The following is an 11,811-nucleotide window of genomic DNA, read 5'->3' on the forward strand; positions in this document are numbered from 1 at the left end:
GGGCGCCGGTCGAGTATGTCGCGGGCGCGTCGGCGCGACGTCGTGACGTCGGGGTATCCGCCGGATGCGGAGGTAGGCTCGACATCCGGCGGAGCCGCGGGTCCGCCCGGAGATCCCGATCAGACCACTCGACGAGGAGGCACACCGTGCGTATCGGCATTCTGCTCGGTGAACGGTCCGGAGCCGACGCATTGCGCCTGCTCGCCGACGATCTGCGCACGGCCGCCGAGGAGCGGTTCGCTTCGGCCTGGCTCTCGCACATCTTCGGCGTCGACGCGCTCACCGCGCTCGCGGTCGCGGGAAGTCACGTCCCCGGTATCGAGCTCGGTACCGCGGTGGTGCCCACGTACCCGCGCCACCCCGGCGCGCTGGCTCAGCAGGCACGGACCACGGCGCTGGCGGTGGGTCCGGATCGGCTCACCCTCGGTATCGGGCTGTCGCACCAGGTGGTCATCGAGAACATGTACGGGTACGGGTTCGAGCGACCGGCTCGTCATATGCGCGAGTACCTCGAGGTACTCGGCCCGCTGCTGGAACGGCGGCCGGTGTCCTTCCACGGCGAAACGCTGAGCGGGAATCTGGAACTCGGGATTCCCGACGAGGGCCGGATTCCCGTGCTGCTCGCCGCACTCGGTACCCGGATGCTGCGCTTGGCCGGCCGTCGCGCCGACGGCACCGTGCTGTGGATGACCGGCCCGGCCACCATTCGCGACCATATCGCGCCGACGATCGGCGCCGCCGCGAGCGAAGCGGGCCGGCCGCCCGCGCGCATCGTGTGCTCGCTTCCGGTGTTGGTGACCGATGATGTCGACGGCGCCCGGGAACGGGCGGCCACCACCTTCGCGACCTACGGCACCCTGCCCTCGTATCGGGCGATGATGGACCGCGAAGGAGCGGCCGGGCCCGCGGATCTGGCGATCATCGGATCCGAGGAGCAGGTGGCGGCCCGTATTCGCGACATCTTCGACGCGGGAGCCACCGAATTCGTCGCCTCGGTCTTCGCCGGCGGGGCGGAGGCACGCCGCACGCGCGCACTGCTGGCGGGGCTGGCCGGCTGACCGCTGCTCCGCTCTCCGGGGGTCGGCGGTCAGGCCGGCCGGGTGATCATGACCGGGCACGCGGAATGCTGGATGAGCGACTGGCTGGTCGAACCGAGCAGCAATCCGCGGAACCCGCCGCGTCCCCGGCTGCCGACCACGACCAGTTGCGCGCGTTCGGACCATTCGCGCAGATGCTGCGCGGGGGTGGACGGGTAGACCTCGCGCTGCACGGTGACCTCGGGGTAGCGCTGTTGCCAGCCCGCCAGCCGTTCGGCCAGCACCGCCTGTTCGGCGGTCTGCAGATCCTCGGCCGGAATCTCGATCAGACCGGTGCTCGCGAATTCGGTGAAGGTCAGATCGCTCCAGGTGTGCACGGCCACCAGGTCGGTTTCGCGTTCGGCTGCTTCGGCGAAGGCGGCGGCGACCGCCGTGTCACTGACCGGGCTGCCGTCGACACCGACCACCACCGGCCCGCTGGTGATCTCCTCCCCGTTCTCGCGGATCGCGACGATCGTGCCCCGGCCGTGCGCGGCGACCGCCAGGATGGTCGAGCCCAGATGCGAGACCGCGCCACCGCGGCGCGAGCCGAGAACGACCATATGGGCCGTTTCGGACAGGCCGATCAGCATTTTCGCGGGGCTCTGCTCGGAGAGCAGGGTGTCGGCCTCCACTCCCGGTGCGGCCTCCCTCGCCACCTGGGCGCCGGTCGCCAGGACCTGCTCGCCGTGGGTCTTCAGCGTCTGCACGGCCTCGTCGACCATGGGCTGATAGGCGACCAGCCAGGTCTTGGCCGGCGTCGAATTCATTCCATAGGCGAGGATCAGGCGGCGGCCGCGCCGGGCCGCGACCGTCGCTCCCCAGCGGATGGCCGAATGCGCGGCGGGGGTACCGTCCACACCCACTACGACGGCAGCGGATACGAGCCGGTGCGGATCGTCTTCGTGTGTGGTCATAGGCCGAGTATCCCTCCGGCGGACAACCGCGGCGATATCCGCCGGGCGTGTCCGCGAAATCGGCTATCGCGCACTGTGTGCTCGGCGTCACAATATGCGCTACCTGGGTTTTCGTTCGCGGCGCGCCGTAGCCGAGGCTTGTCGAACGCGCCGGGATGTGCAGATCATGATCGCGTGCTGATATCGGATGGGGTGATCGGGCTACGGCCGATCGAGGTGGCCGACGCCGCCGCGCATCTGGCTGCTCAGGACCGGGAATCGGTGCGTCGCGCCCCGGGACCCGGAACCCCGAATGTGGTAGCCGATTTCGCACACTGCGCCGACCAGTGGGCGCAGGACGGCCCGTGCAAGACCTTCGGCGTGGTGGATGTGGCGAGCCATGCCCTGGCGGGGACCCTGGACCTGGCGGTGGAACAGGAGTTCCTCGCCGAACGCCAGGCCGATATCGGGTACGGCATCTACGCGCCGTGGCGGGGGCGGGGTGTCGCCGGCCGCACTGTCGTGCTGGCGTGCCGCTATCTGGCCCGGCACGATCTGGCGGACGAGGCGGTACTGCGGATAGATCCGGGCAATAGGGCGGCGACGACGCTGGCCCATCGGCTCGGGTTCCACTATCACCACACCAGCGCGGGCCCGGAGGGCCGGCTCGACTGGTTCATCCAGGCGGTATGACCCGTTCACGCACCCTTGCGGGTTCGCTTCTGGGTGGTTTTCCGGGCCTTCGGCTCGGCGGTCTTCCGCGGCTGCGCTTTTCTGGGCTGCGATTTACGCGCTTTCTTCGGCGCCGTGGATTCCGTGCCCCCGCCCGCTCCGCTGGCCTCCAGGCTGCGCTGCAACGCGGCCACCAGATCCACCACCTCGGCATCGGACTCCGCGGCGGCCGCCTCGGCGCGCTCGGGCGCCCTCCCGTCGCCGCTGGCGACGGCCTCGTCGAGCAGGCGCTGCAGTTCGACCTGGTATTCGTCGGTGTACTGGTCGGGGTCGAAATCGTCGGACATGGACTCGACCAGCGTTTCGGCCATCTTGATCTCCTGGGGCCGCGGTGTGCCGGCTTCCTCCAGTGATTCGAAGGAGACCGAGCGCACCTCGTCGGGCCACAGCAGGGTCTGCAACACCAGCATGCCGTCGCGTACCCGCATGGCCGCGAGTCTGGTCTTCTGGCGCAGGGTGAAGTGGACGAGTGCGGTCCGGTCGATGCGTTCGAGCGTGGCGGCGAGCAGAACGTAGGCCTTGGGGGTGTTCGAATCCGGTTCCAGATAATAGGTCTTGTCGTACAGGATGGGATCGATCTGATCCGACGGTACGAATTGCAGAACCGGAATCTCGTGTTTCTCGGCCACCGGGAGTTTGGCGAAATCATCGTCGGTGAGGACGACCTTGTCACCTTCCGGTGATTCGTACTGTTTATCGATATCGGCGAATGCGACGGATTTCCCGCATATCGTGCACACGCGGTCGTATTTGATCCGGCCGCCGTCCGCGGCGTGGACCTGATGGAATTTGATGTCGTGGTCCTCTGTGGCGGTGTAGACCTTCACGGGGACGTTCACCAGCCCGAACGCGATCGAGCCTTTCCAGATTGACCGCATCACTCCATGATGACCGAACCCGACCCCCGGGGCGAGGCCGGCCGCAGCCCGAGTGTCGCCGAGGCCAGCCGGACCCGCACGGACCCCGGAAGCCCGAAAAACAGCCCGGACATGGCGGTGAGCATGCCGACCGGGTCGTCGCGCCGGGAGAGATAGGCGCGTTGCAGTTCGATATCGAGGTCGAAGAAGGCGTCGAAGAAACGCGGGATCTCGGTCGGTGGCAGTGCGAGTAAAGCCCGTAGCCCGGCCCGCCGGAGTCGGTGGACCGTACGCGCCGCGGCGGTCCAGCCCGAGTCGCCGGCGGCGACCGACTCGGCCGCCGACAGCGTGGCCGCGACGCTGTAGCCGGTGGCGGGATGAAGATACCCGCCCGCCGCCCCGAAGCGGCCGGTTCCGGGCCGGCCGCCGGTGACCGGGAAGCGCACCCGCTCGACCGGTTCGTCGCCCGCGGTCGGGATGTGCCGGGCTCGCAGCCGGTGGTGCAGGCGGCGCGCGAGTTCCCCCTGGGTGAGGGCGGGCGCGCCGACCAGGCAGGTTTCCTCGTACAGCACGGTGCCGGCCCCGAGCGGTATCGCGTAGAGGAACGAGGGCGGCGCGCCCGGTGCGGCGCCGTTGTCCGGGCGCCAGTCCATGAACAGCGCGGGCTCGGAGGCGGCGTCGCGGGCCAGTTTCAGGCCGTAGGCGGTCTGCTCGGCCCTGCCCGGCCGGCGGCGCAGGCCACGTGCGTCGACCACCCGGCCGGCGTGCAGGATCCGGCCGCTGTCGAGCGTCACCGTGCGCCGGTCGAGTGCCACCGCCCGTCCCGGCACCACCGTGGCGCCGGTGAGATCGAGGGACTGCTGCAGCAGGGCGGTGTCGAGTACCGAATACGCGCGCGCGATGCTGTGGTCCCGCAGGCCATGCGCCCGCGGTCGCGCGACGGTGGCCGCGACGACGGAGCTGTCGAGCCACGCGGGGAGTTCGTCGGACCAGGCGGCATAGGTCGCCCGCCAGGCGCGCCGCGGATTCGGGTCCACGACGAGCACGGTCATTCCGCGGGCCAGACAGCGGTGGGCGAGCGCGCGCCCGGCCGGCCCGAGCCCGCAGATGGCGATATCGGCGCTCATCGTCGGATCGAAACACGGCCGGCACCCACCGCGCGCGCCGGGGTGGGGGTGATCATCGCCGCGTGCCGTCGTGGCCCGGAACAGTCGCCCCGGTCACCCGTGTTACGACTGGGTGAACCGACGACTCGGAAGGAACGTGGATGACGAACGTGGAGGCGGCGCCGGCCGCACCGGATACGAGCGGCGGGCGGCGTGCCTGGTTCGGTCTGGCCGTACTCCTGCTGCCGGTGCTGCTGGTGTCCATGGATATGTCGGTATTGTTCCTGGCCTTGCCCACCCTCACCACCGACCTCGATCCGACCGCCGCCCAGCAGTTGTGGATTCTCGACATCTACGGATTCCTCATCGCCGGGCTGCTGATCACCATGGGCAACCTGGGCGACCGGATCGGCCGCCGCACCGTCCTGCTCGCGGGCGCCACCGTGTTCGGTGCCGCCTCGGCGATCGCGGCGTTCGCGCCCGGCGCCGCGGTGCTGATCGCGGCCCGCGCGCTGATGGGGATCGGCGGCGCCACCCTGCTCCCGTCGAGTCTGGCGCTCATCTCCGATCTGTTCCCGGACCCGCGGCAGCGTTCGACCGCGATCGGGATCTGGACGGCGTTCTTCGCCGGGGGCTCGGCCGTCGGGCCGATCATCGGCGGCGTCCTGCTGCACCACTTCTGGTGGGGGTCGGTGTTCCTGATCAATGTGCCGGTTCTGCTGGTGTTGCTCGCGTTCGCGCCGCTGCTGCTGCCCGAGCACCGGTCCGCCGCGCTGGGACCGCTCGATCTGCCCAGCGTGGCCCTGTCCATCGGCGGGATCCTGCCGGCGGTGTACGCGGTGAAGCACATCGCCGAGCACGGACCCGATGTCGAGGCCTTCGTCAGCGCCTTCCTCGGCGCGGCGGTGCTGACCCTGTTCGTCCGCCGCCAGCGGCGACTGGACCACCCCCTGGTCGATCTGTCGTTGTTCAGCCGCGCCCGGTTCTCGGTCGCCATCGGGTCGAGTACCGCCGCGATGATGTCGCTGGCCGGACTGAGTTATCTGAGCAGCATCTGGCTGCAGTCGGTGACCGGACGAGACCCGCTGCAGGCGGCCGTGCTCGGCATCCCCATGGCGATCACCGTGTTCATCTTCTCGGTGAGCGGATCGTCGGTGGCCCGGCTGCTCGGTGTGCGGTGGGCGTTCGTCACGGCACTGGTGACGGCCTCGGTCGGCAACCTGCTGGTGCTCGGTATCGGCGCCGACGGGGGCGCGGGCTGGTACGTGGCGGGGTCGGCGATCGCCGGTATCGGCTACGGGATCGTGTTCACGCTGGTCTCGGAGGTGGCGGTGGCCTCGGTCCCGCCGCAGCGGGCCGGTTCGGCGGTCGGCATCTCCGAGACCAGTTTCGAACTCGGCAACGCCTTGGGGCTCGCCCTGCTGGGTTCGCTCGCGGCGCTGGTCTTCCGCTCCGGGGGCGAGTTCGCGCCGACTCTGGGCGAGACCATCCAGCGCTCCGCGGCGGATTCCGGCCTGCTGGCCGCGGCGCGGGAGTCCTTCGTCCACGGTGCGCACGCGTCCATCGCGGCCGGCGCCGGGGTGCTGTTGCTGATGGGTGTGATCGCCTTCGTGGTGGGCCGGGGCGAACGCCCGGCCGGTTCGCCGGCCGACGATCGGTGAGGGTGGCCGGCGGCCGAGAGGACGCCGGCCACCACCGATCACAGGGCCGGCGGAGTGCCGTACGGGGCGGCGGCGAAACCGTCCGCCGCGCCGATCGCGCCTCCGATGGCCGCGCCGGCGGCGGCGGCCGGCGCGGCGATCACCGCATAGCCGATGGCCGCGCCCAGGACCGGCCCGATGACGAGACCGATCGGCAGGAACGGGATGCCGGAGATGAAGCCGGCGACCGCGCCGACCATGGCCGACGTGCCGGCGAGGGGGGAAGCCAGCGTATTGGCGACCGAGGCGCCGATGGCCGCCGAGCCCAGGGTCTGCGCGGCGATCTTGTCCGAGCGGCTGCGTTCGACGCCGACCGAATCCAGGAAGGTCGCCAGCTGCGCCTCGGTCTGCGCCGCGCCGGTGTTGATATCGCGCACATCGAACGGTGCGTCCATTTCGACATTGCCGATGCGCAGTTTGCCCGGCGGCGCCTCGATGGGCGCGACGGGCACGACCTGCGCCGGCGCGTGCAATTCGCCCTGCGGTGCGAGATAGGCGTGGTTGGGCACCGGCCGTGTCGCCAGGGCGGGTGCCGGGACGGCCGGATCCGCGATCACGGCCGGCCGAACCGGGGGGACCGCCGGTGCGGCGTGGGTGAACGGGGCGGTGGCCGCGGTGATCGTGTCGGTGGCCGACTGGACCGCCACCCGCGCCGCCTCCTGCACGGTGCTGGTGGCCACGCCGAACGGGTCCGCGGCGATCGGGGCCGGGGGCAGTGCCGGTAGCGCGGCGGGAATCGGGGATGACGCGGGTGGAGCGGGGAGTACCTCGGCATTGGCGGTACCGGCGCCGATCAGTGTCGCGATGAGCGGGATCGCGCCCGCCGCGACGACCGAGCCGGCAGCACGCCGGGTCGGACCGGTTGCCCTGTGCTTACCCATGGTCGCCTTTCTCCGGGAATTTGTCGGTTTGCCAGACATTCGTTCCGGAGCGCGGCGTGGATGGGTTCGGCTCGTTCAGCCGCCTTGCCACACCAGGTGGACCGGGTTTCCGGGGCGGTGTCGTGAGGGTTGTCCGGCGGTTCGCCGGAGGGTCGCCGGGGGTCCGCGAATTCACGGGTACCGGCCGCCGGCGCGCGGCGCCGAACCATCGTCTTCCGGTCGCGCGGCAACCGGTGCGCCGAGGCGAACCGGTCCGCTCCACCGTGCGGTCCCGCTCGGGAGCACGTCGAGACAGGCGCGCTGCCGTCCGGCGTGCGATCCGGGCGTCCCTGGATGCGTGGTTACCCCGGCGGCAGCGGGCCGAACGGTTGGGTGGTGAAACCGTCGGTCGCCCCGTACGCGGCGCCCAGTGCCGCTCCGGCGATCACGGCCGGAACCGTGACGATTCCGTAGGCGATGGTCGCGCCGAGAACGGGGCCGACGACCAGCCCCGTGGGGAGGAACGGCAGGCCGACCACGAATCCCGCGGCGGCGCCGAGCATCGCGAACGGGATGGCCACCGGTGCCGCGGCCGCGGCTCCGATCCCGGCTCCGATCAGGCCCGAACTCATGGCCTGGGCCGCGACGCGGTCTGCCCGGCTGCGCTCGATGCCGGAGGAGTCCAGGAAGGCCGAGAGCTGCTCCTGGGCCTGAGCCGCGCCGGCATCGAGAGCCCCCGTATCGAACGGCAGGTTCATTTCGAGGTCGCCGACCCGCAACGTGCCTGGCGGGGCTTCCTCGATCGGCGCGGCGGCCCCGGCGGTGCTCGGTGCTTCGCCGGGCGTCGAGTGTCCGTCCTCGGAGGTGGCCTGGATTCCGGGAGCCACCGCGGGCATCGGCGCCGGGGGCAGCGGTACCCCGGGGACCGGGTGGACGAACCGGGCGGTCGCCGCGGCGACGGAATCGGTCACCGAACGGGTGGCCTCCTGGACCGCGCCGACGGCCGCGCCCAACGGATCGGCGGCCGGATCCGGTGCGGGTGGGAGGAGGCCGGTGGGGAGGGTGGGCAGCGAGGGCAGCGCCGGGAGCACGGCGGGAACAGGGGGTGGCGCGAGCGGAGCGGGGAGAACGTCGGCGTGGGCCGTCCCGGCGCCGATCAGTGTCGCGATGAGCGGGACGGCGCCCGCCGCGACGACCGACCCGGCAGCACGCCTGGACCGGACCGTTGTCCTGTGCTTTCCCATGGGCGCCTCTCTGCGGAGATGATCTGTTTGCCAGATATTAGCTCCGATGGGGCGCCGGATCGGGGAGGTGAGCCGGTTCAGCCGACTTTGCGACCGCCACCCGGTTTCTCGGGCGTGCCGGTACCGACGGCTTCCGCGGTGACCGCCGGAGTGCCGGGGGAGGGCGCCGGCGGCCGGCGGCCCGCCGCGCCGCGCACGAGTTCCTCGCCCTCTTCGCTGTCGCTGTACACCGCCTCCAGGGCCAGGCGGGCGAAGATCCACTGCTCGGTCGCCGCCATCTGGCCGCGAGTGCGGCCGAGGAAGGTGACGAACCACTGGATGATCGTGGTGATCCGGCTCCGGTAACCCACCAGGTAGTACAGGTGCAGGCCGAGCCAGGCCAGCCAGGCGATGAATCCGCCGAATTCCAGTTTGCCCACCTGGCAGACCGCGCTGAAACGCGAGATCGTCGCCATACTGCCCTTGTTGAAGTAGGAGAACGGCCTGCGTTCCTGTGCCGTCTGCTTCCCCGCCAGTTCCGCCTTGATCTGCTTCGCGGCGTAGGTGGCGCCCTGGATGGCGCCCTGGGCTTGGCCCGGGACGCCCGGCACCGACATCAGGTCGCCGACGACGAAGACGTTCGGATGTCCCTTCACGGTGAGATCGGGTTCCACCACGACCCGCCCGGCCCGGTCGACCTCGGTGCCGTCGGACTGGTCGGCCACCATCTTGCCCAGCGGGCTGGCCTGCACCCCGGCCGACCAGACCTTGCACGCCGATTCGATGCGGCGGGTGGTGCCGTCGGCGTCCTTCACGGTGACCCCGTGCGCGTCCACATCGGTGACCAGGGCGTTGAGCTGGATCTCCACGCCCATGGATTCCAGGCGCCGCTGCGCCTTGGTGCCCAGTTTCGGGCCCATCGGGCCCAGGACCGCGCCCGCGCCCTCGACGAGGATCACCCGTGCGTCGCGGGGATCGATGTTGTGGAAGGTCCCCTCCAATGTCCGGTCGGAGAGTTCGGCGATCTGGCCCGCCAGTTCGACCCCGGTCGGCCCGGCGCCCACCACCACGAAGGAGAGCAGCCGGTCGCGCTCCTCCTGGGTCTGTGCCACCTCGGCCTGCTCGAACGACCCGAGGATGCGGCCGCGCAGTTCCAGGGCGTCGTCGATGGTCTTCATACCCGGCGCGAAGGTGGCGAACTGGTCGTTGCCGAAATACGACTGCTGCGCCCCGGTGGCGACGATGAGGCTGTCGTAAGGGGTCACCGTCGTTTCGCCCAGCAGCACCGAGGTGACGGTGCGTTCCGCCAGATCGATATCGGTGACCTCGCCCAGTAGCACCCGGGCGTTCTTCTGTTTGCGTAGCACGAGCCGGGTCGCCGGCGCGATCTCACCGACGGAGAGGATGCCCGTCGCGACCTGGTAGAGCAGCGGCTGGAAGAGGTGGGTGGTGGTCTTGGAGATGAGGGTGACGTCGACATCGGCACGCTTGAGGTGTTTGGTGCCGAACAGGCCGCCGAAACCCGATCCGATGACGACGACGCGGTGCCGGCCGTTTCCAACAGGTTGCGTGCTCATGGTCGCTCCTCGCCAGCGGTGGGCCGGTGCTGCCCTGGTGATCGTTTCCTGACAACGCACACGGTAGTAGCACTACCCGGATACGACACAGTCAGACGCTCGGTGTTCACTCGCGGTGGTGCGGCAACTCACCACGATAGCCATTGCGACGAGGTCTCAGCGGGAGCCCGGATGATACCGATTCGGTGGAATGGGCTGAGCCGTTGCAACAAAGACAATACGATGGGTGCTGTCTCTCAGGAGGTTTCGCCATGGTCACCGTCGACCGTGTCGCCGCGCCCCGCGCGCGTGCGCGCACCGATACCGAGAATTCGGCGCTCATCGAGATCCCGCACCGCAGTATGGTCGACCGGCTGCTGTTGAAGGTGCCGGACCGGCAGCGGACGCTGGCCACCCCGCCCCGCGGTAACGACGCCGTGGCCGTTCGCGGCGACGCGGGGCTGCCGTACCTGGGTCGCACGTTCCACTACATGCGCTGGGGTCCGGCCGAACTGCTGGACAAGTACCGCCGCTTCGGCCCGGTGAACATCAACAATTCCATGGGGATGGACCGGGTGTTCGCCGCCGGGCCCGAAGCCATCGACGAGGTGGTCGGCCGCCGCCGCCGCGATTTCGGGCAGGGCTGGGATTACTTCATCGGACCCTTCTTCCGCCGCGGGCTGCTGCTCCTCGAATTCGACGAGCACATGTTCCACCGCCGCATCATGCAGCAGGCGTTTACCCGGGAACGGCTGGAGGCCCACCTCGCCGAGCTGACCCCGGTGGTCCGCGCCAGTATCGGCCGCTGGGTCCCGGAGGGCGGGGGCGCGAGCCGGACCGTGCGACTGTTCCCGGCGATCAAGGAACTGGCCCTCGATATCGCGGGCGAGACCTTCATGGCGGTCGAGGTCGGTGACCGGCGCAAAGACCTCACCGACGCCTTCGTCGCCTGCACCCGCGCCGGGCTGGCGCTGATGCGTCACAGTGTGCCCGGTGGGAAATGGCGCGCGGGGCTGCGCGGCCGCGCCGTGCTCGAGGAGTACTTCACCGCGATGCTGCCGGAGAAGCGGCGCAGCGATGCCCCGGATTTCTTCTCGGGCCTGTGCCACGCGCGCGCCGAGGACGGGTCGGTGTTCAGCGACGCCGATGTGGTCAACCATATGATCTTCCTGATCATGGCCGCGCACGACACGACCACGACCACCGCCACCGCCGTCGCCTACTACCTGGGCAAACATCCGGAATGGCAGCAGAAGGTGCGGGCGGAGGTGCGTGCGCTGGACCTGGACAACCAGTCCCCGACCATCGCCGATCTGGACACCTTGCGCACGCTGGATCTCGTGGTGAAGGAGAGTCTGCGCCTGATGCCGCCGGTACCCGGCATGGTGCGCCGCGCGGTGCGCGATACCGAGATCCTCGGCCACTACATCCCCGCCGGTACTCCGGTGGACCTCGGTTACCAGGTGAATCATCTACTCGAGGAGTTGTGGACCGCCCCGGAGGTCTTCGATCCGTTGCGATTCTCCGAGGAGCGGCGCGAGGACAAATCGCATCGGCTGGCCTGGATGCCGTTCGGCGCCGGTTCGCACAAGTGCATCGGCATGCACTTCGGCACCTTCGAGGTCAAGACGATCATCTCGGCGCTCGTCCGCGACTACGAATGGAGCTTCCCGGAGAACTATCGGATGCCGTGGGGCTTCACCACCATCCCGTTCCCGCGGGACGACGCCCCGATGCGGCTGCGCCGGCTCACCTGAGACATCGGACCGCGAAACGGCTCCGGCCCCCGGTACGAACCGGGGGCC

10 protein-coding genes are annotated in these 11,811 nt (G+C 70.1%); 4 read left to right on the top strand and 6 right to left on the bottom strand.

The window, feature by feature from the left end:
• Nucleotides 1-146 precede the first annotated feature (146 nt).
• Entirely contained in the window at nt 147-1,058 is a 912-nt protein-coding gene (locus ABZV91_RS27840) for an LLM class F420-dependent oxidoreductase (RefSeq protein ID WP_355247788.1), read from the top strand.
• A 29-nt stretch (nt 1,059-1,087) separates the two neighbouring features.
• Here the strand turns inward: ABZV91_RS27840 and ABZV91_RS27845 are convergent, their stop codons facing one another.
• Nucleotides 1,088-1,993, bottom strand: a complete 906-nt coding sequence (locus ABZV91_RS27845) for a universal stress protein (RefSeq protein WP_355247791.1) — start codon at nt 1,991-1,993, stop codon at nt 1,088-1,090.
• A gap of 174 nt (nt 1,994-2,167) precedes the next feature.
• Here ABZV91_RS27845 and ABZV91_RS27850 point away from each other — a divergent pair, with 174 nt between their 5' ends.
• On the top strand, nt 2,168-2,665 hold the full coding sequence (locus ABZV91_RS27850; protein WP_355247794.1) for a GNAT family protein: 498 nt from the start codon (nt 2,168-2,170) through the stop codon (nt 2,663-2,665).
• A gap of 5 nt (nt 2,666-2,670) precedes the next feature.
• On the opposite strand, the gene ABZV91_RS27855 is transcribed toward ABZV91_RS27850, so the two are convergent.
• Nucleotides 2,671-3,582, bottom strand: a complete 912-nt coding sequence (locus ABZV91_RS27855; RefSeq protein ID WP_355247797.1) for a Ku protein — start codon at nt 3,580-3,582, stop codon at nt 2,671-2,673.
• Complete coding sequence (locus ABZV91_RS27860) at nt 3,582-4,688, bottom strand: lycopene cyclase family protein (RefSeq protein ID WP_355247800.1); 1,107 nt, start codon at nt 4,686-4,688, stop codon at nt 3,582-3,584. Before ABZV91_RS27860 ends, ABZV91_RS27855 begins: the two co-directional genes overlap by 1 nt.
• A 140-nt stretch (nt 4,689-4,828) precedes the next feature.
• Here ABZV91_RS27860 and ABZV91_RS27865 point away from each other — a divergent pair, with 140 nt between their 5' ends.
• On the top strand, nt 4,829-6,328 hold the full coding sequence (locus tag ABZV91_RS27865; RefSeq protein WP_355247803.1) for an MFS transporter: 1,500 nt from the start codon (nt 4,829-4,831) through the stop codon (nt 6,326-6,328).
• A 38-nt stretch (nt 6,329-6,366) separates the two neighbouring features.
• Here ABZV91_RS27865 and ABZV91_RS27870 read toward each other — a convergent pair whose 3' ends face one another.
• The 3 genes from ABZV91_RS27870 to ABZV91_RS27880 all read right to left on the bottom strand — a co-directional run bounded on the left by ABZV91_RS27870 (nt 6,367) and on the right by ABZV91_RS27880 (nt 10,027).
• Entirely contained in the window at nt 6,367-7,248 is an 882-nt protein-coding gene (locus tag ABZV91_RS27870) for a hypothetical protein (RefSeq protein WP_355247806.1), read from the bottom strand.
• Nucleotides 7,249-7,589: 341 nt separating this feature from the next.
• Nucleotides 7,590-8,471 carry a hypothetical protein gene (locus ABZV91_RS27875; RefSeq protein WP_355247809.1) on the bottom strand — a complete coding sequence of 294 codons (882 nt, stop codon included), beginning with the start codon at nt 8,469-8,471 and terminating at the stop codon, nt 7,590-7,592.
• 77 nt (nt 8,472-8,548) lie between these two features.
• Nucleotides 8,549-10,027, bottom strand: a complete 1,479-nt coding sequence (locus ABZV91_RS27880) for an NAD(P)/FAD-dependent oxidoreductase (protein ID WP_355247812.1) — start codon at nt 10,025-10,027, stop codon at nt 8,549-8,551.
• Nucleotides 10,028-10,278: 251 nt separating this feature from the next.
• Between ABZV91_RS27880 and ABZV91_RS27885 the strand changes: the two genes are divergently transcribed.
• Nucleotides 10,279-11,763, top strand: coding sequence for a cytochrome P450 (locus ABZV91_RS27885; RefSeq protein ID WP_355247815.1), 1,485 nt, complete (start codon nt 10,279-10,281; stop codon nt 11,761-11,763).
• Nucleotides 11,764-11,811: the final 48 nt, after the last annotated feature.

Origin of the sequence: Nocardia sp. NPDC004568 (genome assembly GCF_040609955.1) — a bacterium.
GTDB lineage: Bacteria > Actinomycetota > Actinomycetes > Mycobacteriales > Mycobacteriaceae > Nocardia.

Coding starts and splice junctions, on each gene's coding strand:
- ABZV91_RS27860 (WP_355247800.1), bottom strand. CDS start 4,688: ATGAGCGCCGATATCGCCATCTGCGGGCTCGGGCCGGCCGGGCGCGCG.
- ABZV91_RS27865 (WP_355247803.1), top strand. CDS start 4,829: ATGACGAACGTGGAGGCGGCGCCGGCCGCACCGGATACGAGCGGCGGG.
- ABZV91_RS27870 (WP_355247806.1), bottom strand. CDS start 7,248: ATGGGTAAGCACAGGGCAACCGGTCCGACCCGGCGTGCTGCCGGCTCG.
- ABZV91_RS27845 (WP_355247791.1), bottom strand. CDS start 1,993: ATGACCACACACGAAGACGATCCGCACCGGCTCGTATCCGCTGCCGTC.
- ABZV91_RS27855 (WP_355247797.1), bottom strand. CDS start 3,582: ATGCGGTCAATCTGGAAAGGCTCGATCGCGTTCGGGCTGGTGAACGTC.
- ABZV91_RS27880 (WP_355247812.1), bottom strand. CDS start 10,027: ATGAGCACGCAACCTGTTGGAAACGGCCGGCACCGCGTCGTCGTCATC.
- ABZV91_RS27875 (WP_355247809.1), bottom strand. CDS start 8,471: ATGGGAAAGCACAGGACAACGGTCCGGTCCAGGCGTGCTGCCGGGTCG.
- ABZV91_RS27885 (WP_355247815.1), top strand. CDS start 10,279: ATGGTCACCGTCGACCGTGTCGCCGCGCCCCGCGCGCGTGCGCGCACC.